The sequence below is a fragment of the Desulfomonilia bacterium genome, from assembly GCA_036567785.1.
GTDB lineage: Bacteria > Desulfobacterota > Desulfomonilia > UBA1062 > UBA1062 > DATCTV01.
Map to the genome: position 1 here is coordinate 20,269 of DATCTV010000035.1, position 22,871 is coordinate 43,139.

At 46.4% G+C, this 22,871-nt stretch carries 23 protein-coding genes; 2 read left to right on the plus strand and 21 right to left on the minus strand.

All coding sequences use genetic code 11. The features are described 5' to 3' along the window. Positions 1–8: 8 nt before the first annotated feature. From gspN to VIS94_10320, 13 genes are all read right to left on the minus strand, one after another. Positions 9–854 carry a type II secretion system protein GspN gene (gene gspN, locus VIS94_10260; protein HEY9161455.1) on the minus strand — a complete coding sequence of 282 codons (846 nt, stop codon included), beginning with the start codon at positions 852–854 and terminating at the stop codon, positions 9–11. After that, positions 847–1,416 carry a type II secretion system protein GspM gene (gspM, locus tag VIS94_10265; protein ID HEY9161456.1) on the minus strand — a complete coding sequence of 190 codons (570 nt, stop codon included), beginning with the start codon at positions 1,414–1,416 and terminating at the stop codon, positions 847–849. Before gspM ends, gspN begins: the two co-directional genes overlap by 8 nt. Continuing rightward, complete coding sequence (locus VIS94_10270) at positions 1,413–2,915, minus strand: PilN domain-containing protein (protein HEY9161457.1); 1,503 nt, start codon at positions 2,913–2,915, stop codon at positions 1,413–1,415. The genes gspM and VIS94_10270 overlap by 4 nt, the downstream gene beginning before the upstream one ends. Before the next feature lie 20 nt (positions 2,916–2,935). After that, positions 2,936–3,952 carry a type II secretion system minor pseudopilin GspK gene (gspK, locus tag VIS94_10275; protein ID HEY9161458.1) on the minus strand — a complete coding sequence of 339 codons (1,017 nt, stop codon included), beginning with the start codon at positions 3,950–3,952 and terminating at the stop codon, positions 2,936–2,938. Beyond that, positions 3,949–4,770, minus strand: coding sequence for a prepilin-type N-terminal cleavage/methylation domain-containing protein (locus VIS94_10280; GenBank protein HEY9161459.1), 822 nt, complete (start codon positions 4,768–4,770; stop codon positions 3,949–3,951). Before VIS94_10280 ends, gspK begins: the two co-directional genes overlap by 4 nt. Then, the gene (locus VIS94_10285; GenBank protein HEY9161460.1) at positions 4,760–5,137 is read right to left on the minus strand and encodes a prepilin-type N-terminal cleavage/methylation domain-containing protein; all 378 of its coding nucleotides are present in this window, start codon (positions 5,135–5,137) and stop codon (positions 4,760–4,762) included. The genes VIS94_10280 and VIS94_10285 overlap by 11 nt, the downstream gene beginning before the upstream one ends. Next, on the minus strand, positions 5,124–5,642 hold the full coding sequence (locus tag VIS94_10290; protein ID HEY9161461.1) for a type II secretion system protein: 519 nt from the start codon (positions 5,640–5,642) through the stop codon (positions 5,124–5,126). The genes VIS94_10285 and VIS94_10290 overlap by 14 nt, the downstream gene beginning before the upstream one ends. After that, positions 5,617–6,069, minus strand: a complete 453-nt coding sequence (gspG, locus tag VIS94_10295) for a type II secretion system major pseudopilin GspG (GenBank protein HEY9161462.1) — start codon at positions 6,067–6,069, stop codon at positions 5,617–5,619. The genes VIS94_10290 and gspG overlap by 26 nt, the downstream gene beginning before the upstream one ends. Before the next feature lie 15 nt (positions 6,070–6,084). After that, positions 6,085–7,308, minus strand: coding sequence for a type II secretion system inner membrane protein GspF (gspF, locus tag VIS94_10300; protein HEY9161463.1), 1,224 nt, complete (start codon positions 7,306–7,308; stop codon positions 6,085–6,087). Positions 7,309–7,317: 9 nt separating this feature from the next. Next, positions 7,318–8,361 carry a peptidylprolyl isomerase gene (locus VIS94_10305; protein HEY9161464.1) on the minus strand — a complete coding sequence of 348 codons (1,044 nt, stop codon included), beginning with the start codon at positions 8,359–8,361 and terminating at the stop codon, positions 7,318–7,320. 143 nt (positions 8,362–8,504) lie between these two features. After that, positions 8,505–9,146: a thiamine diphosphokinase gene (locus tag VIS94_10310; GenBank protein HEY9161465.1), complete on the minus strand. Its 642-nt coding sequence runs from the start codon at positions 9,144–9,146 to the stop codon at positions 8,505–8,507. A gap of 12 nt (positions 9,147–9,158) precedes the next feature. Continuing rightward, a complete protein-coding gene (gene rfbC, locus VIS94_10315; GenBank protein ID HEY9161466.1) occupies positions 9,159–9,704 on the minus strand; it encodes a dTDP-4-dehydrorhamnose 3,5-epimerase in 546 nt (181 codons plus the stop codon). A gap of 49 nt (positions 9,705–9,753) precedes the next feature. Next, a complete protein-coding gene (locus VIS94_10320) occupies positions 9,754–10,329 on the minus strand; it encodes a flavodoxin family protein (protein ID HEY9161467.1) in 576 nt (191 codons plus the stop codon). A gap of 167 nt (positions 10,330–10,496) precedes the next feature. On the opposite strand from VIS94_10320, the gene VIS94_10325 reads away from it, so the two are divergent. Beyond that, positions 10,497–11,654, plus strand: a complete 1,158-nt coding sequence (locus VIS94_10325) for a metallophosphoesterase (protein ID HEY9161468.1) — start codon at positions 10,497–10,499, stop codon at positions 11,652–11,654. A 66-nt stretch (positions 11,655–11,720) separates the two neighbouring features. Here VIS94_10325 and VIS94_10330 read toward each other — a convergent pair whose 3' ends face one another. Beyond that, the gene (locus VIS94_10330) at positions 11,721–12,221 is read right to left on the minus strand and encodes a winged helix DNA-binding protein (protein HEY9161469.1); all 501 of its coding nucleotides are present in this window, start codon (positions 12,219–12,221) and stop codon (positions 11,721–11,723) included. 162 nt (positions 12,222–12,383) lie between these two features. On the opposite strand from VIS94_10330, the gene VIS94_10335 reads away from it, so the two are divergent. Beyond that, the gene (locus VIS94_10335) at positions 12,384–12,902 is read left to right on the plus strand and encodes a hypothetical protein (GenBank protein ID HEY9161470.1); all 519 of its coding nucleotides are present in this window, start codon (positions 12,384–12,386) and stop codon (positions 12,900–12,902) included. Positions 12,903–12,918: 16 nt separating this feature from the next. Here the strand turns inward: VIS94_10335 and rdgC are convergent, their stop codons facing one another. The 7 genes from rdgC to VIS94_10370 form a co-directional block, all read right to left on the minus strand. After that, on the minus strand, positions 12,919–14,079 hold the full coding sequence (gene rdgC / locus VIS94_10340; GenBank protein ID HEY9161471.1) for a recombination-associated protein RdgC: 1,161 nt from the start codon (positions 14,077–14,079) through the stop codon (positions 12,919–12,921). Positions 14,080–14,238: 159 nt separating this feature from the next. Continuing rightward, the gene (locus VIS94_10345) at positions 14,239–17,244 is read right to left on the minus strand and encodes a PAS domain S-box protein (GenBank protein HEY9161472.1); all 3,006 of its coding nucleotides are present in this window, start codon (positions 17,242–17,244) and stop codon (positions 14,239–14,241) included. A gap of 91 nt (positions 17,245–17,335) precedes the next feature. Further along, positions 17,336–18,355, minus strand: coding sequence for an AI-2E family transporter (locus VIS94_10350; GenBank protein HEY9161473.1), 1,020 nt, complete (start codon positions 18,353–18,355; stop codon positions 17,336–17,338). Between the two features lie 35 nt (positions 18,356–18,390). After that, the gene (locus tag VIS94_10355) at positions 18,391–19,674 is read right to left on the minus strand and encodes a hypothetical protein (protein HEY9161474.1); all 1,284 of its coding nucleotides are present in this window, start codon (positions 19,672–19,674) and stop codon (positions 18,391–18,393) included. Beyond that, positions 19,671–20,363 carry an ABC transporter ATP-binding protein gene (locus VIS94_10360; protein ID HEY9161475.1) on the minus strand — a complete coding sequence of 231 codons (693 nt, stop codon included), beginning with the start codon at positions 20,361–20,363 and terminating at the stop codon, positions 19,671–19,673. Before VIS94_10360 ends, VIS94_10355 begins: the two co-directional genes overlap by 4 nt. Before the next feature lie 36 nt (positions 20,364–20,399). Next, positions 20,400–21,632, minus strand: coding sequence for an FtsX-like permease family protein (locus VIS94_10365; GenBank protein HEY9161476.1), 1,233 nt, complete (start codon positions 21,630–21,632; stop codon positions 20,400–20,402). 10 nt (positions 21,633–21,642) lie between these two features. Next, complete coding sequence (locus VIS94_10370) at positions 21,643–22,869, minus strand: ABC transporter permease (protein ID HEY9161477.1); 1,227 nt, start codon at positions 22,867–22,869, stop codon at positions 21,643–21,645. Positions 22,870–22,871: the final 2 nt, after the last annotated feature.

Genomic DNA, 22,871 nt, shown 5'->3' on the forward strand with positions numbered 1-22,871 from the left:
CTGATTCTCTAATTGAAATTCGTTCTAGGTGAACCCAATTTTCCCCCGATAGAGATCCTGACATTTTCATTTCCTGACGATCCGAGAAAAGACCTGTAAGCTGGTGAAAGCCTCAGACCGACTACAAAATTAAGGTCAGAGTTCTCAATACTGTCCCCCATTTTCATATCGCCGCGCATATTGCCCGAAACATCGTTCCCTGACAGATCAGCCTTGGAGATTTTCAATAATCCCTTATCCATATCCGCCTTCAGCTCAAACTTACTGAACGGGATGGCAGCAATAGGAAAGCCCGGTATGTTAATCGGTATCTGACCGTTGTCGACAAGGAGGTTTATTTCACCTTTTGATCTTTCAGGTTCTTTCTTTATGTATGTAACATCCACCTCGCCGCTCACTGTACCAGACAACTCCTCGAGCTTTTTGGAAAAATGCCTCACTACTGCCAGTTCGAACTTCTTCATGCTCAGATCGACATCAATCCTGTTCCCGATCTTTAAAAAGGTCGTGGCAATGCGCCCTTTGAGCGAACCCTTCCCTTCCGTCATTTTAACGCCCAGAGCGAACCGGCCGATGAACAGGGGGAGTATCTTCGGTTTTAATGTCAGGCTGTCCATGACATGCTCATCAGATATATCAAGTCCGATCATCGTCCATCCTATAGGCAATGCGGGCTTAATCGCGTTTATGGAAACATCCATGTCAATGACCCTGCTCAAAGCATCTTCGAATTTCGGCTTTAATGCATAATAGGGAAACAGCAGATATGAAAACAGCAGAACACAGAAAACCCCATAGACAATATAAAGAGTTTTCTTCCAGAAATTGGGTTTTGCTGCAGTTGCATTATCCATTTATCTGCACCTGAAAAGTGACATCTATGGTTTTATCCTTCTCCGATTTTCTTAGATTGAAACGATTGAACTTCAGATTGGTCGGCGAAGTATCAATACCATATAAAAATCCTATCAGATCTCCTTCGGAAACCCCCTTGATCCTTATTTCCACAGCCTCTCTCTTGTTGTCGGCCAGTGTCACAGGTTTCATATACTCTATTTTGTCCTTGATATTCTGTTTCCCGGCAAGATCCTCAAGGTATCCGAATACGGTGAAATCACCCCTCGACGCCCGGCTGCTTGCATTTGCGGATTCAATCGCCTTAATCTTCGAACCGATTTCATATACCTTATTTAACTGCTTTTCCTTAATATCAATATTTTTCTCCATCCTGGCATTGAGCCTTCCCAGTGGAAGCATGACGAATATAACCAGAATAAAGATCATGGCAAAACAGCAGCCTGCAAAAAGGTATTGTTTCTCTCTCCTGGTAAGCTTCTGATTCAGCTTGTCATTCAATTCATCCTTTAACTTGATCACACCATTCAGATTAATGGCATCCTTCAGATTAATTTTCATTTTGGACCGCCCATGGAACAGGTTAATTTGAATATGACCTTCTGATCATTTTTGTTTACATTTGCGGATATGATTTTCACTTCCCTTATAAACGGGATCTTAGAAATGCCTGATTTGATTTTTTCGACATTTTCATATGAATCCGTCGTGCCTGAGATAGTCAGCGCACTTTCATCAAGTGTCAGGGAATCAATTACCGTATTCAGATCCGCCGGAATCTTTTCGCTCAGTTCTCTCATAACGGCAAGGGGCGATTGTCCTGCACCTGCACCGGTTCCATATTCGGAATTGAGGGTTTTGAGCCTTTGCTCAAGCTGAATAACAGGGTCTACCATCGGGGACCCGGGCGGCATAAGCATTGCAAACTGTTTTTTTACCTGCGCATCAAGCTTGTGGCTGATCCGGCTTTTCAGAACAGTGTCCGCCGTATAGCCGATACCCCACAGCACGACAAGAATGACGGCTGCCTTTACCCAGACACCGAATTGTGCCTTCAATTTTCCCAGTTGAGCTGTAAAAGGATTGGCGTTTTGATAGAAATTCACCATGTCGACCTTGTCTTCACCCCTGAAGGCAAGTGATACGGACATGAACGAGAGCATCATGTCCTTTGTCGAGCCGTCATATATGATACCTTTAAAGGACGGCTGGCTGTTGTATATTTCCGAACTCTCGAGCATTGTGGAAAAATCGTTAATGCAGGTGGCATAACCGGCAGGTATCGCTATATAGTTCTCAACCTCCCGCGGAATCTTATACAGAGATATCATCACTTCCATTATAAGCCTGTCGAGATGGCCGCCTCCGTCAATACCTGTTTCCATGGCTTTTTCGAATGCGTCGTTTATGCTTATCGCCATATCTTTCGCCACAGACTCCAGAAGCATTTCAAAACCCTGAGGCAGAGAACCCATATGCTTGACCACATTTCCGTGTAATATACAGATGGATGTGTCTCTCCATCCCATATGGATTACGACGTATCCCTTTTCTTCTCCCAGATTGAATATGTTCCTGGCCCCGGCTCCTATTGCCGATGAAGGGGCTTCCAGGACTTCGGGATCAATTCCCGCGTTCCTTAAGCCCGATACTATTTTTTCAACCTCTGTCTTTCTGGCCGCAGCAGCCTCGATGAGAGTCTCACCTGCATCATCCTTGCCGACTATTACGAAATCAACCTTAAGGTCATCCCCGACAGGGAGCAGAGTCTCCGCCTCCGGGCCAACCGTCTCCGCAATCTTCTTTCTGTCGGTGAAAGGCCTTTTCATCTGGCGGTACATGACATACTGGCCTGATAATGCGGTTATGTTTTTTTCTGCACGAAAACCAATCTCGGAAATAAGCGATTTGACGTCTTCTTCAAAGCTCTTGACAGGACGGCCGTGAGCAACATCTCTCCTTCGTCTTATAAGCTTCTCAATGGTGGATTCTCCAGAGTTAAAAAGGCATGCCTGTATTTCGGTATCGTCTCCGTAAACACCCAGAGAGTATCTTGCCATATTTGAGTCGCTCCCCTTGTTTAATATATTTTATAATATACTATTTGCGGGGTACCATTATCAATCACAAAGAGCTTTGCTTTTGTATTAATCGTAGCACCAGTTGATACTATGGTACCTTTGATGTCCACACTGAACATGGTGCTTTGTATGTCAAGCATCGCCTTCAGTTTGGCAGCCTCATTCGGGTCTTCCACCAGCGTATCGTAATTCGGGATGCATTTAAGCACTTCATCTGTTTTTTTAAACGGTCTGCAGTCAATGATCTGTTCGGCAGTCATTTCATCAATCCTTGGGGCAAGGCACATCAGCACCTCTTTCGAAGCGGTATTCAAATTTACTACACCCTTGCCCATTGAATTTGTCCCGGCCGTTATGAACTGTCCTATGCCCTTGTAGTCTTCTGTACCGTAATACCATTCCTTTTTCATGCCTTTGACCAGAAGGATTTCTTCCGGCGAGTCCATTGGACCGTCCTTGCAGTCGTAAGGCTCGTCCAGCGTCTTGTAATAATCATCCTCAGCACCGCCGTTCGGCTGAGGTTCATTATCAATGTCGATCCAGTCACAAATACTGTTAATAAGATCATCAGCCTCTTTGTCAGATATATCTATCTTAAGGACATCAATCATCAGTCTCTTAAGCTGTGCCGCCCTGAATTCATTCTTTTTATATATGTCGCCATCAAGTTCGACCAGGCTGTTTATATCGAGCTTGGAACACTCGTCTGTAATTTTTCCTTCTATGTTCATATCTTCAAGACTGCCGCTCGCCACCATCATGAATTGAGAAAACTTGGCCCAGTCTTCATCATCAGCATCATATTCGTTGTCGTCATCAGCCAGTATGGACATTGCAGCCTCAACCCCTGCGCTTCCCAGATACTGCAACTGGAGGGAATCCCTGAAATTATAGGCAAGCGCCCGGTCCATGCCCTGATCGGATTTGAAATTGAATATGAGTATGTAGAACAGCGCACATACAGCCAGCACAAGAATAAGCACCACCCCTTTTTTATCCTTGATCAGCGGTCTCATTCCTGCTTTTCCCCGCTTGCCGGCAGCTGCATCTTTGCAATCACCGGATACGCAACCCCGGTAAACGCATATTTATCATTGCCGTTTTTAAATGTTATTGTGATCTTGATTAAAGACGGCAGTGTTGGGGGAGACATGCTTGTTGCATCCCACTCATCGCTTTCTTTCCCGCTTTTGTCATAATAGACTATATTCATGGAAACAACGTTCTCTGCTATTTCCATCCCGGGATTTTTCCCTGAGTCGGTTATCCCGTCATGGGGTTTATTGTCCTCGCGTCTTATCAGCAAATAGAGTTCCTTGTTGTCAGGGTCTTCCTTAAGCTCGTAGTCAACCTCGTTTACGATACCGCTTATATCGCCAAGACCGATATCGCTCGTGGTCGTGAAATATATCTTGTCGGTATCATTTGTCCCGTCATTCTCATTCTTTCCTATAAACCTGTATTTCTGGGCAAGTTCGTTGGCCTTTTCATTTTTCTTGAGGTCTTCGTCCAATATCAGATACGGTGAAAAATATATGCAGTTCAGGTCCTTAATCATCCGGTCCAGACAAAGCCTCGCCATCTGGTAAACTTCCGTCTGGGCAGCTACCGTGCTTGTCACCTTATGCGACTGGTAGAATGTGACGTAGACCGTACCCATGACAACAATGGATATGGCAATCGCGAGCATTACCTCTATCAGGGTAAAGCCCTTTCTTCTTGATTTCTCTTCTATTTCTGTCATGCGGAAGTTCGTCGATAACGGCTCAATCACACCGGCGTAATCGTCATTGAAGTCGGCGCATGAATCGAGATTGTCTCTGTCAGCTTGCATATATAAAAGTTATGATCTTATTCTGGTAGGCATCTTTGCCTGTTCCAAATTTCACTGTAAGCGTATATTTGTAGTAGGCGGCTAATGGTGTAGCCTCAATATCTTCTATGTATGTATATCCCGGGTAATCCGCTCCGAAATCTCCGCTTTTCTGTCCCGGCGTCGGCTTCTCCTGATTAATCCCGGCCTTGACCTCGGAGATATGCTTTTCCGCAAGAAGTGTTGCTGTTGTTATGAACTTTGACTGCGAGCACATTTTTATGCCCTCGGCCTCCGCCTCCAGAAGAGCCATGAATGTAATGCTTAGAAAAACCATCGCAATCATTACTTCAAGCAGGCTGAATCCTTTGCTGCTATTGCTTGCCATATCCCATCTCGATATAACTGTCGTGAACCTTGAATTTGCCTGAAAACGGCTTGACTTCCAGCGTATATATTTTGTCGCCGCTTCCTTCAAGATAAATAAGGCTCTTCTCGATTATTCCGTCTGTGTTTACCTTGATATCGGCCTTGCCCTGTTCTTTTTTCGGCTGATTCATGGTCTTGACGCCCTTGATTTCGATTGAACCAGGAAGTTTGATCTTCTTTTCCAGCTCGGGTTCTTTTCCCGAACTCTCAGGTACCGGGTAAAAACCGACCGTCTTGTTATCGATATCATACTGGATATAACAGGGTTTATGCTGGTTTACCGCAAAGGACTTGGTATTGAGATACAGGCCTTCCAGCATCCTCTGTGCCACGTCAATATCGGAATTGGTCAGACTGGTTATTATACGGGGGGCTGCATATCCAAGAACAATGCTGATGATCGCCATAACGATCATCAGCTCAAGGAGAGTAAACCCTTTACTGGGTCCGTTCCTGCGACTCACTTTCCCAGTTCCCTATTATTTTGCTCTGATCTCCGCCCGGACCGTCAGGACCGTAAGAGAATATATCGACACCATTCACATTATGGGTTCCGGGATTCAAGTACATATATTCATTTCCCCAGGGATCTTTGGGCACTTTCCCCTTTTCAAGATAACCGCCTTCTTTCCAGTTCTTGGGAATATTGCCCACAACAGGCTTTTCCACAAGGGCCTTGAGGCCCTGTTCGGTCGACGGATATTCAAAGTTTTCCAGTTTGTAGAGTTTGAGTGCATCTTCAAGGGTCTGTATCTGAATTTTTGTCTGGTTTATCCTTGCCTTCTCAGGTTCCTTCATCAGATTTGTTGCGACAAATGTGACGAGAATGCCAAGAATAACCACAACCACAAGCAATTCGATAAGTGTAAATCCTCTTTTGTCAGTCTGCATTCTCTTCCCCCTTCTCTACTTGATTGCTGTGCTCATCTGTATCATCGGCAACAGCACTGAAATGATAATGAATCCTACGATAAACGCCATGAATATGATCATAACCGGTTCAAGTACGGAAGTAAGCCCGGCAACCGTTGTTTCGATATCGTCTTCATAGGCATCCGCAGCCTTGATAAGCATCTCTTCAAGGGTTCCGCTTCGCTCGCCCACTTCAATCATATGATACACCATCGACGGGAATATGCCTGACCTCCTGAGCGGAGCGGCAAGAGTAGAACCTTCAATGATATCGTTTGTCGCCTCGCTCAGATACGCCTCCATAACCTTGTTCTGAACAATCGTCTTCACAATCGTCATCGCCTCGACAATAGGGACACCTGCCGTTAAAAGCGTACCGAGAGTTCTGGCAAACCTGGCAACCGACACCTTGACGAATACCGCGCCGAATAAAGGCATGCGCATTTTGAACTTATCGAATTTGAGGGCGCCTGTCTCGGTCTTTTTCCAGCGGTTCAGAAGAAACATCGCGGCCACAAACAGAAGTATTATGATCCACCATGTCTTCCCAAGAAAAGAGCTGATTAAAATAAGGACCTTCGTGGGAAGCGGTAAGTTCTGATGCATGCTTTCAAACATCGATACAACCTTGGGAACAATCGTCGTGAGCAGAAAGAACACTATACCGACCGCAACAAACAGCAGCAGGACCGGATAGATCATTGCAGATTGAACTTTCGCCATGAGCTTGCGCTGGCCTTCGAGAAAATCAGCCAGACGGTCTAGAACGATATCCAGGGCACCGCTCGCCTCTCCTGACCTGACCATGTTTACATACAGATCGGGGAATATCTTCTTGTGCTGAGCCAATGCGTCGGCAAAGCCGGAGCCTTCGTTTACAGCATCCCTTACCTGTGCCATTGTTTTTTTCAGCGTGGGATTATCCGTCTGATCGTACAGGGCGCTAAGAGCCTCAACCAGCGGAACACTTGCCCCTATAAGGGTTGAAAGCTGTCTTGTAACAATTGCGACATCCTCTTTTTTGACTTTGCCGAGGATGTCGCGGATATTCGCCGTTCCGGTTTGTACCGCACCTACAGGGGCCTCTTCATTAATTGAACTTACAAAAAGGCCCATGGCCTTCAGCTTGACTTTCGCTTCCCTGAGGGATGCCGCATCGAGCATCCCTTTTTCGGTCTTACCTTTATCGGTATAACCTGTCCAGCTGAAGAGAGGCAAGGCTACTCCTTACTTTGCCGGCTGAGCCTGTTGAGGTGCTGTTTTTGGAGCATTCTGAGAAGTCTGTGGTCCGGGAGCAGGTGCGCCGGGTGCTGATTCACCTGGTGTCCCGGGAGCGGCAGGTGCTTTCTGAGCTTCTTCTTTTGTCTTCTTGGCTGCTTCTTCCTGCGCCTTCTTGAAGTACTCCTCGTTTATTGTAATCGGGAAATCCTTCTTTACCTGTTCTTTCATCTTGTTGACGGCTTCCTCTTTCTTCTCTCTCTGAAGCTGCCTTTCTATCTGCGGTTTTACCTCGGCAAGGCTCTTTTCTTTCTTGGCCTCTATGTCGTCACAGATAATAATATGATAACCGAAAGAGGATTTCACAATCCCGCTCATCTGACCTTTTTTAAGGGCAAAAGCGGCCTTTTCAAATTCAGGGTCCATTCTTCCAGGTGTTACCCATCCAAGGTCTCCTCCCCTTTGAGCCGAAGGGCATTTTGATTTTTCTTTTGCAAGTTTTGCAAAATCGGCGCCTTTTTTGAGCTGGTCGAGAATCGCCTTGGCTTCAGGCTCAGTAGCGACAAGAATATGCCTTACCTTTACCCTTGGACCCTGTGCAAACTTGTCCTTGTTATCGTTATAATATTTCGTGATGTCGGCATCGCTTATTTTAATGTTTTCTACAGTCGATTCCTCAAGATCACGGGCTAGAATCTGATCGCCAATATACTCAAGCTTCAGCTTTGTTTCAGGCTTCTTGTCTATGCCTCTCTTCTTTGCTTCCATTGCCATCATCTTTACTTCCGCCATCTTCTCGATGATTTCCCTTTTTGCCTCAGGCGTCGCATAACGCTCACGGTAAGGCTCTGGAATCTGGGACAGTATCGCATCAAGATCGGAATCCTTTATTTCGGTTGTCCCTATCTTGGCTATTACGTGCGGATTGCTGAACTTAACCGCCTTCTGATCCGCAGGTTTTCCACCCTCAGTGCCCTTTGAACAGCCGACTACGGCCAATCCCAATACAACCAGTAAAATTATTAACCTTTTCACCATGTTCTCCTTTCTCATCTTTCTTATAATTTTTGGTTTAACTTAAAACCTTTTTTATATCGTTATTTATGAAACTGAAGAAACGATAGCATCATTGGGTTTCTCTGTCACTAGTGATTATAGAACATTAGCCAGTCTTAATCCTGTCATATCCTTCTCCATCACTCCCCGCTTCTTATAATTACAGCAATCAGAATACCATCCGAAACAAAAACCTCCGCGGAATTCGAACGGATGACATTGCTGACACCAATGGGGAAACTCATATCCATATTCATATTATCCGTCTCGTATTCGAATCCCTTCAAGGTTATGCCTTTTGCATAACGCTCAAGGGGAAGGAAGGAGACAATTGCACCGGCTTCATTCATAATAATGTTCTTTCTTTCGATCAGGAATATTTCATGGATTCCGGAAACAATCTTCGCATTAGCACCCTGTTTCATCGCCCTGAAGAGAAGGTGCACATTCGCCAGACTGTGGTCAAATCTCGAGCCAATACCTGCCAGTATTTCAATTTCATCTGCGCCCTTCTCGATCGCCGCATCGACGGCAATCTGGGTATCGGTCATATCCTTTCTGCAATCAAACCTGCGGATTTCTATTCCTTTTGAAACAAGTTCATCATGAAAACCGGAATGTAGAGAGTCCATATCTCCGACAACCATGTCTGGAAGTATGCCGGCATCCAGGCAATATCCGGCACCCCTGTCTGCTGCAATAATCATGGAAGAAAAAGAGGCCTTTTTTTTCAGCAGGTCTTTTTCAGGCCTTTCACCGCCCGTAACAATAAGCGCTTTCATCTTCTTTACTGTTTAAAACACATCTCCGATTTCACTCATTAACGGCAGCCGCCTGTCCTTGTCGGACAGAAGGATATCTTTAAAAGGCCAATCTATATCGAGCACTGGATCGTTCCATATTATCCCGCCTTCGGACTTCGGAGCATAGAATTCATCAACCTTGTAAAAAACAATACTTTCCGGCTCAAGGGTGCAGAAGGCATGTGCAAAACCCTTCGGAACCAGAAGCATCTTCATGTTATCGGCAGAAAGCTCCACACCTGTCCATTTCCCGAATGTCTCGGAAGTTTTCCTTAAATCAACTATCACATCATAGACGCTTCCCTTTAAGGTGCGGACGAGCTTTGTCTGGGCGTGAGGAGGCTTCTGGAAATGAAGGCCCCGCAACACACCCTTTTCTTTTGAAAAAGAGTGGTTATCCTGCACGAAATCGATCTTGAAACCTTTATCTTCAAATATCCTTTTACTGTACGTTTCTGTAAAAAAACCTCGCTGATCCTTGAATATTACAGGTTCAATTACAAACGCGTCTTTAAGGGATGTTTCCGTAAATTTCATGAGCGCCAGATATATATCAACGTATCTAAGTTGGCAAGGATTAGACTATCTAAGAATGAATCTTCTTTAAAAGCCATGCCATATTTACACCGAGCGTCTTCATGATGGCTATGCCTTCCTCATCCGACTCTACCGACCCGGGTTCCCTCCCCATGCCCATATTCCAGTAGCTTGAACCTGGCACAATCATCTGGTTTATGAAGAAGAAATGGTTGATCGTATCGAATGCATACACTGCACCTGCCCGTCTGACCGCTATGACAGCCGCTCCCACCTTGCGCCTGAACATATCGGCGTTCATTTTTGCCACCATGCCCGCACGATCGATCAGTGCCTTCATCTCTGCCGTCACATCCGTGAAGTAGGTGGGTGAGGCCAGTATTATTCCGTCGGCATCAAGCATCTTCTCGATATAACCGTTGAGCGGATCATCTTTCACGGCACACCTTCTGTCAAGATTCTCACCGCATTTAAAGCATGCGGCACAGCCTCTGATTTTAATTCCTGAAAGCTGAATCATTTCAGTCTGAATACCGGCCTTCTCAAGCTCACTGAAAACATGTCCGATCAATATCCCGGTATTTCCGTTTTTTCGCGGGCTTCCGTTTATTGCAATAACTTTCATGTCCTCTCCTTTATCTCAAAATAATGATAATAATCTTAATAGCACAATGCCCGATCATTCAAAACCCATGACTTGACAGACACTATCGAACACCAAATTTATGCTTTTAAAAAAACCGCCAATCTGCTACTTCCTGAAGAATATTATTGCATATGAGGAGAAATAAAATGAGACATCTTGAATGTGGTAGAAAGAATCTGTTTCTGTCTGTGTTCTTATCAGTTGCAGTTTTATTCCTGAGCGGATGCCCTGAAGTCACAATTACAAAAGGTCCTTACCTTCAGAATGTAACCACCGATGGCATTACAATCTGCTGGGAAACCACATCGGCCTGCCTTGGTGCCGTTAATTATACATTAGCGGGCTCTGCCCAGGCAGTACCTTTTACTGCCGTCGAGGAGATACCTCAGACATTCCACACCATCAGGCTCAAGAATCTATCGACAGAAAGCTATTACGATTATCAGATAATCAATAAAGTGAAGTCCAGCCTGTTTAAAAAATGGGTGGATAATCCAGGCCCTTCGTCAACCTTCAGAACGGCGCCGGATACCGAAACTCCTTTCAGTTTTACAGTATGGGGCGACTCTCAGGATAATCCGGATATTTTCGGAAGGCTGATCAACCTGATGGATGAGTATGATCCCGATATAGCAGTCGGTGTAGGTGACCTGGTATCCGACGGATGGGTGCTTTCGGAATGGGATCTGAAACATTTCGGACCCATGAAGGATTTTCGAACAAGAATCCCTGTATTCTCAGCAATCGGCAATCATGAGGGTGAATCGCCTTATTTCTATAAGTATTTTTCACAACCCGGCAATGACCACTGGTTTTCTTTCACTTACGGAAACAGCATATTCATAGTGCTGGATTCTGTAATATTCTTCCCATACAGCCCTCAGCACCTGTGGTTCCTCAATACCGTCAAATCCGACGGCTTCAGGAATGCCGCACATAAATTCGTATTCTTTCATTATCCTCCATATACGGAACTCTGGAACGGCCACTATTACGATGGAGACCAGCTTACAAGAGACTTCCTTGTGCCGGTTATCGAAGGATCCGGTGTCGATATTGTATTCAGCGGTCACACACATGCATATGAACGCGGCAGATGGCCCCGGGAAGGTGAACCTTTTACCTATTATGTCGTAACCGGAGGAGGCGGGGGAGGTCTTGACACTGAAGCATGGAAAGACTGGCCTCAGCTTGAAATCATCGAGTCGCAGCATCACTTCATGATCATCGACGTAGACGGCGAGCACCTGAGCGGAAGGGCTGTGAATATAGACGGTGAGGTTATTGACAGCTTCAGCAAGTAATACGATGAAAAGCCTCTGCCTTTTGTTACGGCAGAGGCTTTATTACAATCCCCTTTTCTTTATCTTCTAGAAAACGACCTCGACTGCACCGGGTTCCTCATTGCGAGGAACAGCTTTTTCAGGTCTTTTCTTTGTGCTTATGGTCTCGAGCAGTTTGCCGACATTGCCCATCGAGGAAATCATTATAGAGGCTTCATTTTCATTCATAAGCTCCAGATATGAAGTGAATATATGGTAATGATGGGCCTGTACCTGCTTTATGATTCTTGCACCTTCGGGTGTCAGGCTTAGGTAAGTATTGCGTTTGTCTACCTCGTCTTTTGCTTTGGCAACAAGACCTTTTTCCGTCATGGCCGCAAGAAGCCTTGAAACAGCGAAAAGCGGCATATTCAATTCATTTGCAAGATCGCTTACCCTGCAGGGAGAATGCTTCAAAAGGAATTTCAGGGAATGAATGTCACGCCAGGAAAGGCCGAACCGTTCCATGTCCATGTTCTCCAGTCTGTGAACCTCTTTGAAAATCTTGAATACAATTTCCTCAAGCAGATCATTTGTAACCCTGTTCATAAATTAAATCTCCCATTTGAAATTTCAATTTCAGCAAATTATATCAATCTTACTTGCAAATTGCAACTACACGGATCATTCATTAAAATATTCTTCCTTCCTTTTGTTTTATCTAATGCTTGAATCATTTCAGCCGAAATATATTTCAAGGGGAGATATCAAATGAACAAAACCATAAGTTACATTCTATCAATATTTTTCATTGCGTTCGTATCATCAGGTTGTTCAACGGTAAATGTAAAACAAATCCCTTCAAAAGAAGACCTTTCAGGAAAAGGCATTCTGATAGTGACCTCCTATGACACAAAAGGCGACATGGATGACAATAAGCCGACCTCTCACCAGATGATTATCGCAGTTTATGACGGGAACCCCGATGACGATGACTCCAAGATCATTCAGGAGGTCGAAGGCCCGGTATTGCGTGTAGAAAACCTTTTACCAGGCAAATATTATTTGAGAATAAAAGGCTGGAAGGATGAAAAAGGAAAGATTGACAGCTCTAAATCACGGGACATGAAATTCAAAATCGAACCCGGAAAAATAACCGAGATCAACCTCGTGATCACAGATTATCTGAAGTCAACCATTCTAGTCGGTGGAGTGGCTGTTGGAACTGCAGCCTTACTGGCGGTAGGTTTTTCGGTTGTATTGGTGTTAGCCTTGATTGCGGCGATATGAAAACACCAAATGTATCTCATTCTCCCATCCATTTTCTGATTGCCTTCATCCTGTCCTGCCAGGTATTTGAGAGTCTTTCAGCAAGGAATGCCCTGAAGAAACTGTCAAAGAGCTGAATGCCGGAATCCATAAGGCTCATGCGTTCAAGAAAAGCCGCCTCTCGCTCGGCTGAAGGATCTTCGATAAGCTCCCCCTTTTCAATCCTTACCGGGGGGGATTTGAATGATGAAAAAACAAAAGAATCGCTTTTCAGATTGAGGCTCCAGCTCAGGTCGGCCTTTTCAAAATAAATCGCCGCTTCACAAATGTTCTTGCCTGCTGCAAGGGCTTTCTTTGCCTCACCGAAGTCCTGCTGGGGTCCTATTATTCTGCTCTTACGAACGCCCTTTTCAGGCTCTCCGGCAAGGAGGAACGAGTCGTGAAGATAAGCCACAAAAACCTCCCCCTTATTGAATGGCCCGTCCGTACAAATCCTGTATTCGCCCTGTGACATGCTTGTGGAATACATTGCCCAGAGCAGGAATTCGTGGCCTAGCCACCTGTTCTTGTTTATCTGCTGAAGGACATCCTTTGTCGAGGCCTTGTCCTCATGCGCCAGAGATGCCTTCATGCCGTCGTCTATCACCAGCTCGGCCCTGGCCATTGGATAAATTGAAACCAGCTTGAGCCCCTCAAAAGTCTGCATGAATTTGTCTTCCACAAGTTCAAGTGTTTTTGCGCTTACGGATGCGAACGTGACTGTCGAGGTCTTGACATTCCAGATAAGATCACACACGGACGGCACCGGCAGCGACCTTGTTACAAGGCTGGCCACAAGATTGTCTCTGATTTCCGCCTTTCGTTTTGACGGCATCTTTTTTATATCCGGATGATCCGCCATCCATTTGCCGCATTCAAGATCAAGCCTGCTCTTGATCACGGCTGCAGGAACGCTTCTTTTGTCCCTTCTCAGTGAAAGTCCTATATAATCGCCGATCCTGGGAGAACCGAGGCTGAACGAGCTGTCGTTGTAGTCGAAAAGGCTGACCCAGCCGGTCGTTTCTTCATCGGGAAGGTTGTCTATCGGCGAGAATCTGTTCCTGTAAAGACAGTCGGCAAGCCATGATTCGATATCCGAAGGCACCGGCCCTTTCACCTTGTATTGCGATATGCTTACGGTATTCGATAATATCCCCATAGATTATTCCCTTTCATTAAAATTGCGATATTCTCCAGAATCTTAACATCATCCGGCAGTGCATCCGTGTAGCATATTTTACCTCGAATCCTCCAGAAGTTTATGCATGTTTCATCGGGGAAAATTTATTAAGAGTTCAATTCGAAAACATTCGTTGTTTCAACCGAGAACTTTCTTTAGTATATCGGTCAGATTACTCAGGCTGTAGGGTTTCTGAATGAAGCCTGAAAAGCCTTTGCCTGAAATTTTCTGAGCGATCTCCTGCTCGTTGTAGCCGCTGCTCATTATCACACGGATATCGGGATCGATCTTAATCAGTTCACGGAAGGTCTCTTCCCCGTCCATATGCGGCATGGTCAGGTCGAGAATTATGCAGCGGATTTTACCCCTGTTTTGATTAAAGACCTCAACGGCATTCCTCCCGTCACTGGCGGTAAGCACATCAAAGCCTATACGTTCAAGCAGCAGCCGGCAAAGGTTTCTTATGGATTCATCGTCATCTACAAGAAGTATCGTGCCGCTGCCTTTCCAGACGTCCGCTGTCTTTTTATTCTCAGACGATGTTGTTTCCGACACTGACATGACCGCCGGGAACATCACCCTGAATGTCGTCCCCTTACCCGGTTCGCTGTCAACCATAAGTCCTCCGTTGTGTCCCCTCACAATGCCCAGAACGGCAGCCAGTCCAAGTCCCCTGCCGGTAAACTTTGTCGTGAAGAACGGATCGAATATTTTATCCATGGTGGCCTTGTCCATACCCGAACCGGTGTCTGCTATTTCCAGATAGACATACGTGCCTTCTTTTATTTCATTATGAACTTGTGTATTCTTCAGATAATTGCTGTCGCATTCCATAAGACCTGTTTCTACCGATATTGCACCGCCCTTTTCGCCTATGGCTTCAGAAGCGTTAATTATAAGGTTCATGATTATCTGCCGGATCTGTGCCGCATCAGCCTTTATGAAAGGAAGTCCCTTTGCCAGATTATAATTGAGGATAGCCTTTTTCGACACAGATACATCAAGCATGCGGCCCATTTCGCCTACGACCTCCGAGAGGTCTATGGGCCGGATGACAAAACGGCCTTTCCCTGAATAAGCCAGCATCTGCTTGCACAGATCCGCCGCTTTTATCGCTACATTGTTTATGTCTTCAAGCCTCTGTCTTGCAGGCGATGTCTCGGAAATCTCCATCTGGGCAAGCTCCGCATTTCCAAGAACAACCATGAGCATATTGTTGAAATCATGCGCTATGCCTCCCGCCAGCACACCCAGGCTCTCGAGTTTCTGCGCCTGCTGAAGCTTTTCCTCAACCTTCCGGCGTTCTTCCTCCGCATTCTTGCGTCTCGTGATGTCCCGGAAAAATCCGCAGAAACAGGTCTTACCCTTAACCTCCACGAGGGATGAACTGACATCCGCATAAATTATCGTGCCGTCCGTTTTCTGTAAGGGAATGTCCCTTACCATCACAATCTCTCTCTTTATCTGTTTCTCAAATATATCCAAGATATAGGAAAGATCAGTTTCACGGACAATGTCACTGATGCCGTACTCAGATATCATATCCAGCTGCAGACCGAGCATGTTGCAGAAAGACATGTTACACGATATGAATTTTCTTGTCTCGATATCTATGAGAAGTATGCCGTCATTTGCATAATCGAATATACTTTTAAAACGGCTCTCCGATTCCTTCAGCGCCTCCTCTGCCTGCTTTTGTTTCGTTACATCTTCGAAGACTGCCACTATCTCACCCGAAGGAAGCTTATAGACGAAATTGTCGTACCATTTGTTCAGGCGTTTGTCCTTATATAGCTTCACCGGAAAGTTTTCGGCTGCTCCCGTCTTCCAGACGCGTCTGAAGACTTCAATCAGACCGAATTCCTCAACACCCGGCCTTGCCTCGAATATGCTTTTGCCGACGAGATTCTTTCTGTCGTCATTGTCCATGATCTCGCCGGCACGGTTGAAGTCCCTGAATATGAAATCCCTGCCGCCGTCCACCACCTCATACACTGCCACCCCGTTGTTTATCCCGTCGAACAGCGCCCGGTAGCGTTCCTGGCTTTCTTTAAGGGCCTTTTCCGCATTCCTGCGCGTCGTGATATCGCGGACAGTGCCGAACCTGTACAAGGTACGCCCCTCATCATCCCTGATCATGGAAAACCTGTCGGCCACCCAGTTGTAATGACCCGCCTTCGTTTTGATGCGGAATTCGACATGATAAGGCCCGCCGCCTTCTCTATCTGCTGCATCAAGCATTTCTTTGACACCGCCTAAATCTTCGGGATGGATCCTGTCCAATATCTCATCGATACTCATGGATAGCATCTCTTCGGGGGTATATCCAAGGACTTGCGATGAAGCAGGACTCATGTATTCGAAACGGTTGGACCTGTAGCTTCTCCTGTATACCGCGTCCGAGGAATTGTCCAGAACCTCCCTCAGGTTCCTTTCGCTTTCCTTGAGCGCAATCTCGGCCTTGTCCTTTTCGATCATGACCGTTTCGAGTTCGCTGTATACCCTCTGGCCGTTCAGCATGAAAAAGCATGTATCCCAAGCGAGTTCTGCAAGCAGTATGGTCAGAAAGAATATCACATCCGGTGTATTGTTAGTAAAATATATGTAATGCCACGAGGAAAGCATGATAAGGCCTCTCGTGAAGAAAATCGCACCATAAATAAGATGTATTGCTGCGATGATATAGTTGAGCCGCCTGCTGCCTTTATCCCTGTTCCTTATGAACTCGAAGGCTATTACAAAGGTCATGAAGGAAAAGGCAAGTGTCGAAATGAATCCGCGCGCTTGTATATCGTTCACGATATAATAGAAGTAGCAAAGACACAGGAATGCCAGAACGGGAATGGCATAATAGGCACGTGATATTTTTTCCCGGCCAAAGAAGAGCCTGATGCCATAAAAACGTATTATCAGGACGCTCGATATGCCTGTATTCGCGATTATTATCGTAAAGAAGTCCGCCAGAGCACCCCTGAATATGACCCTCGAGAGCATCATGGCCTGGAAAATCGCGGTCAGGAAAGTTGTCAGCGTCCAGAATCCGAAGCCCCTGTAGGTCTTCTGTACGCTCATATAGGCATACAGCAGACCTGCCATAACGAACAGCACCAGGATATTGGTCAGGAAGATTGTCTTTACGTCCATAAGCTTCCCTCCGTATCTGAACACTCACTGTACTTATTTTTCGGAATGCATGGTCAACAAACTTGAAAAAAAATGAAGGACATTCAGGAAATCAGCCCCCGGATGTATATTCCTCCCTGTACACCTCGATGAAAGACATGGCGGCCGCGAATATAACCGGACCTATCACTATGCCGGGAACTCCGATCATCTGAATCCCGCCTAGAATCGAGAAAAGTATCCATATCGGGCTGATTTCCTCCGATCCCCTCATGAGGTAAGGGCCCAGCACATTATCACATATGCCTATCACAATGATTCCGTAACATGCGATGAACAGAGCGTCTTTAAGCTCAGAAGTCAGCAGCAGAACGATGACCGCGGATGTCCATACCGTAACAGAGCCTATAATGGGAATCATTATCCCGGTTGCAACGGCAAGGCACCATAGAAAAACCGGGAGTCCGGTGAAGTAGAATCCCGGAAAGGAAATGAATGCAACGGCCAGCGAATTAAGCAGCATGCCTCTGACAACGGATCTGCTGACGCCTTTCAGTTTTTTCATTATCTTAACAGTCTGATGCCCGGGCAGAGGGACCGTTCTGATCAGAAACCTTATCATGGCGGGTCCGTCCCTTAAAAAGCAGAACATGGACATGAGAAACACCAGGATGCCTGCCGCAATCTTTATGGTGTTGGTCATGAATGCCGCGCTGATTCCTATTATGAACGACTCGATATGAGATACCTGGCTCATAACCTGCTGTCTTATAGCCTTTTCAGACAGGTGCAGATAATTGTTCGTGTAATAGAATATTTTTTTTATTCCTGCGGGAGGCCTGTCAAAATACCGTGGTATGTCGTGCATCCATACCGAGGTCTCGCTGATTATATATGTGCCGATTATCACCAGCGGAATAAGCACAATTATAATAAATATGGCCACCACCAGAAGAGATGCCGCCGTACGCCTGCCTTTTAAAAGCACAAGGATCCTTTTATAAAGAGGGTACATGAATGCGGCGAAAACCATTGCAAGCAGGATTACACTCACATATGGCATGAATACCAGCACAAGCAGAAAGATCGACAGAAACAGAGCAAAAAAGAAAAACGGTATTTTCTGGTTCACTCACACACCTCTGTCATATGCTGCACCACATCATTTCAGAAATAAACCCTCCCCAGCAGATAGACCGACCTCGGGTAAAGGCCGAATTCCGATTTAACATCAAGTGCAAAATCATGAGTATTGTAAAAAGAGGTTTCCCCGTAAGGGATTGTCCCTCCCAATATGAGTTCCGCCTCGTCGCTTATGCTGTAGATAACGCCAGGACCGAACAGAATGGAGCCGTCATCGAGATTAGCAATCAATACACCCTGAAGTTTAAAAAGCGGTGAAGGTTCTCCCATAACGAATATCCCGGCATAATTCCTGCCCATATACGGGTCCATGATATCCGGATAGTCCAATATGCGCTCCATATATTGATCCGGATTGGATTTGCCGTTTCCGTGATAATAATATTCCAGTATCACATGAAGCGAATTTTCCCACCTCTTGTCTATCCCCAGCGAAATCTGGAAGAAATCCGCATGGGCTTCACCTTCAATCGGATGGGAATAGTTGCCTTCGAGTCTTAACCCCAGACCCGATGCCTCCGCATTAAGCGTCATTCCAAGAAGTCTTCTGGAATCGGTCTTGCCGGCAAACACTGTAATGTCGAGGCTTTTCACATTCGTGCCGCCTCTCAGGATCACAGCGGATTTCTCCCAGGAAGGGTCATTGTCATCATATCCCGCTACACCCAGCGCGGTTATGGTTGAGAGGTCCGTAATGTCATAATCGAAGCGCAATGCATCGACCCCGGGCCTGAATTCCCGATCTACTGCGGTTGCTGAAAAAGGATAGAAAACATCGTTCGGTGTGAATATGAAATTATTGGCAAGGCTTACAGGCTGCCTGCCTGCGGTCAGATTATACCGGTCAGAGTGGTATTTTACGCTCAGCTGGTCGATGTCGCCTATTATCATCGAGCTGTCGGTCTCGGATATTTCCCAGTACAGCTGAGGATAGCGGTACGGGCTGTCCTTCTCTTTGCTGAGATTCGAGAAATACGTCTGCTCGTTCGAGCTAGCATAGATATACCCGTTGAAATCAAGGCGAGTGTTTCCGGCTATTGTCGAATCGAGAAGGAGCCTTGAATTAGCACTGTTAAAGCCCTCGGTGTCATCGGGATAAATGATTTCCGGCTGAGGATAATGGGTGAATCCGCTCATAAGGTCAATTGCAAGGCGCCCTCTGAAATTGGAATTATCCCCCTTGTATTCGTAAAATGCCTCTGCCCTTTCCGGTTGCAGGAAGATTGCCATGGCTATTACAACAAGAACCAGTCTTAAATTGCCATTATCCTGTCTCCTGTCCCCTGTCTCCTGCAATCTTCCTGTCATTCAACCCTCCTGTCCTCTGTTATCTCCCCGTCTTTCATCATGATAAGCCTGTGCGCTCGCTCCATAACCCTTGAATCATGCGTCGAGAAAAGAAACGTTGAGTTGTGGTCGTGATTAAGACGCTCCATCAGCACCAGCAGAGACTCGGCGGTCCTGGAATCCACATTTGCTGTAGGCTCGTCGGCAAGGATAAGGGCCGGGTCCGACACCATGGCCCTTGCAATTGCGACGCGCTGCTGCTGGCCTCCGGAAAGCTGGTTCGGTCTTCTGTCGGCAAGATCCGCCATACCGACTTCATCAAGAATGGCCATAACCCTTTCCCTTCTTTCCTTCTCGTGAATTCCCTGAAGAACCAGCACGAACTCGGCATTTTCATAGGCGGTAAGTACAGGGATAAGGTTGTAGGCCTGAAACACGATCCCGATCCGGTTCATTCTCATAATCGAGAGCTCGGCCTTTGACATTTCGGCTATATTCCTGCCTTCCACCACGATTTTTCCCGAACTCGGGGTATCGAGCGCACCTATCAGGTTGAGAGCCGTAGTCTTGCCCGAACCCGACGGACCGCAAAGGGCTGCAAACTCACCTTTTTTCACCGAAAGAGATATCCCGTTAAGTGCATATGTCTCGACATCACCTGTTATGTATATTTTTTTTACGTCTTCAAGCCTTACGATCTCTTCATTCATCCTTTAACTCCGGAACCTGAATTTGTCCTTTCCTGCTTAAATTATCTTTATCGTCTCGACCGGGTTCGTCCTTGCAGCCAGAAACGCCGGATAAAGGCCGGTTGTCATTATCAGCAGCATTATCGCACCGATGATATTCGCAAGATGTCTGGGGATGATGGCCCCTTTTACAAGGGGCTCGAAAATAATCCCGCCAATAGTATTCTCTCCATTGGAGAGGAAGATGGAAAAATCAATTCCGTAGACATGAAGATACCAGTATACGGGAGCCGTGAGAATAAAGCCCGCAACAAGTCCGGCCACGGCAAGCCAGAATGCCTCGGCCATGACCAGTCTTATGATCTTTCCCGGCGTCATGCCCATTGATATCATTATGCCGAATTCGCGCATCCTTTCAGTCACGCCCATGAGTATAGTGTTCAGGATACCGGCTGAAATCAAAAGAAAAATAAAAATCTGGAATATCACTGACGAGGTCATGTCCATTGTCATGTATCCATAGAAATCGGGCATGAGCACGGACCACGGCAATGAGACTCCGCCGTAATTCTTCGACAGGGGAAGCATCTTTTCCGCTATTTTCTCCGAATCCCATCGCTCTTTGACGTAAACCGCTATATGGCTTGATTCACCGGAATTATATCCTATCTGTGAACGGACAAAACCTATGGGCATTATGACAATATTATTGTCGGCCTCATTCATGCCGGTCGAAAATATGCCAGAAACCTTGACAAGGAAATTGACGACCTGGCCGTGCCTGTCCGTAGTGGTGATCACAAGTTTTTTACCTGGCCTCAAATCGAGCTGCTTCGCCATCAAGGAACCGATAAGCGCATGCGCCCCGTCACCCGGAAGCCCGGAACCCGCTTTAATATGTTTGAAGAAATACATTGTGTCATTTTCTTTTTCCGGATCTATTGCAATATAACCCATTCCTGTCGAATCGGCAGCCGAAGAAGCCATCCCCTGGCCCACAACCCTTTCCCTCAATGCCTTAACACCTTTAAAGCGCGCCAGCTTTTCCATAAGCTCCCGGGTGTTTGATATGACCTTGTCGGACCCCGGATGATCCCTGTAATCCTCGGGTTCGACGGTTATGTGCCCTGCCCCCATGTCGGCGGCGATATCTATCATCCTTCCGTATGAACCGTCCGAAAGGCTTGTAAATACGATCGTCAGCAGGAATCCGAATGAGATTGAAATCAGGGTGATTATTGTCCTGCGTTTGTTCCGCCACAGGTTTCTCCATGCGAGCTTTAATATCATCCGGGTTTCCTCATGTGTAATGAATGGCCCTGATAGGATCCAGTCTGGCCGCCCTTATCGCCGGTATTGCACCGGCCGCCAGCGAAAACACAAACAGCGCCGCAAGGGGAGTAAGAACGGCAAAGGGTGTAAGATAGGAAAAAAGGGCAAGGCTGACGGCCACCCCCGAAATGGTTCCACCGTCCACAAGAACGGAGAGATCGATGCCGTATGTCTGAAGGCTTATTGCAAGAGGTATGCTGAATGCAAGGCCTATAACCGCCGCAGCTGCCGCCTGGACAAGTATTTCCACAATCACCATACAAAAAATATCAAAAGGGGTCACACCCAGGGCCTTCATCATTCCGTATTCACGAATGCGCTCGAAAACGGCCATGAGCATGGCATTGAGTATGACTATGGAGATCGCCGCAGAAGTAATGATTACCAGGAATATCATGACAATATCGAGTATGTTTATAATATTCGCCAGAGCCGGATTAAGCAGCTGCCATGACCTTATGTCCTGGCCCCTGCATATCCCTTCAACTATTCTCAACGCTATATTCGAATCGTATCCGGCAGGTATCATGACTGCTATTTCGTGCGCGCCTTCCGGCATCACCATAAGGTCCCTGAATGTGTTTATTGGCATGATAAATCCGGCACGGTCGGTTATTTCACTAACGGATTTGAGAATTCCCCTCACCCTGAACAGATCATTTGCAATCGACCCGTCGGCGGCCTGCGAGACTATGACTATCTCATCCCCGATGCCTGCGGAAAGGCTTCTGGCAAGCCTTTTGCCGATCACGACCCCTTTCGGATCCGCATTATCAAGCCATTTGCCGTCCATCAGCTGCCGGGGCATCTTAAACGCCCAATTCTCCGCTGAAGCGTCCACACCCTCTATCAGAACGCCGGCCGAAGACTCATCCTTTGCGGCAAGCCCGCTTGAGAACAGCCTTGGAACGGCCTTGAAACCTCTTGAGTCGATGGCCCTGATATAATCATCCGGGCTGCTGATCATTTTATAAACGGATCTCGTCTCGAGGTACCCCGGGGCATGAACCTGGATACTGCCCATCTGCATGGAAACTGCATTATCAGCCATGCCCCTGCTGTATCCGTCAGTCAGACTCAGGTATATAATCATCATGCCAAGCGCAAAAGCCATTACAAGAGTGGTTATGGCGCTCCTTCTTCTAGCCCTGAAGACGTTCCTGAAAGAAAGCTTTATGATGCTTGCCGGTTTCAATC

Coding starts and splice junctions, on each gene's coding strand:
- gspN (HEY9161455.1), bottom strand. CDS start 854: ATGGATAATGCAACTGCAGCAAAACCCAATTTCTGGAAGAAAACTCTT.
- gspM (HEY9161456.1), bottom strand. CDS start 1,416: ATGAAAATTAATCTGAAGGATGCCATTAATCTGAATGGTGTGATCAAG.
- VIS94_10270 (HEY9161457.1), bottom strand. CDS start 2,915: ATGGCAAGATACTCTCTGGGTGTTTACGGAGACGATACCGAAATACAG.
- gspK (HEY9161458.1), bottom strand. CDS start 3,952: ATGAGACCGCTGATCAAGGATAAAAAAGGGGTGGTGCTTATTCTTGTG.
- VIS94_10280 (HEY9161459.1), bottom strand. CDS start 4,770: ATGCAAGCTGACAGAGACAATCTCGATTCATGCGCCGACTTCAATGAC.
- VIS94_10285 (HEY9161460.1), bottom strand. CDS start 5,137: ATGGCAAGCAATAGCAGCAAAGGATTCAGCCTGCTTGAAGTAATGATT.
- gspG (HEY9161462.1), bottom strand. CDS start 6,069: ATGCAGACTGACAAAAGAGGATTTACACTTATCGAATTGCTTGTGGTT.
- VIS94_10305 (HEY9161464.1), bottom strand. CDS start 8,361: ATGAGAAAGGAGAACATGGTGAAAAGGTTAATAATTTTACTGGTTGTA.
- VIS94_10310 (HEY9161465.1), bottom strand. CDS start 9,146: ATGAAAGCGCTTATTGTTACGGGCGGTGAAAGGCCTGAAAAAGACCTG.
- rfbC (HEY9161466.1), bottom strand. CDS start 9,704: ATGAAATTTACGGAAACATCCCTTAAAGACGCGTTTGTAATTGAACCT.
- VIS94_10320 (HEY9161467.1), bottom strand. CDS start 10,329: ATGAAAGTTATTGCAATAAACGGAAGCCCGCGAAAAAACGGAAATACC.
- VIS94_10325 (HEY9161468.1), top strand. CDS start 10,497: ATGAGACATCTTGAATGTGGTAGAAAGAATCTGTTTCTGTCTGTGTTC.
- VIS94_10330 (HEY9161469.1), bottom strand. CDS start 12,221: ATGAACAGGGTTACAAATGATCTGCTTGAGGAAATTGTATTCAAGATT.
- VIS94_10335 (HEY9161470.1), top strand. CDS start 12,384: ATGAACAAAACCATAAGTTACATTCTATCAATATTTTTCATTGCGTTC.
- rdgC (HEY9161471.1), bottom strand. CDS start 14,079: ATGGGGATATTATCGAATACCGTAAGCATATCGCAATACAAGGTGAAA.
- VIS94_10345 (HEY9161472.1), bottom strand. CDS start 17,244: ATGGACGTAAAGACAATCTTCCTGACCAATATCCTGGTGCTGTTCGTT.
- VIS94_10355 (HEY9161474.1), bottom strand. CDS start 19,674: ATGACAGGAAGATTGCAGGAGACAGGGGACAGGAGACAGGATAATGGC.
- VIS94_10360 (HEY9161475.1), bottom strand. CDS start 20,363: ATGAATGAAGAGATCGTAAGGCTTGAAGACGTAAAAAAAATATACATA.
- VIS94_10365 (HEY9161476.1), bottom strand. CDS start 21,632: ATGATATTAAAGCTCGCATGGAGAAACCTGTGGCGGAACAAACGCAGG.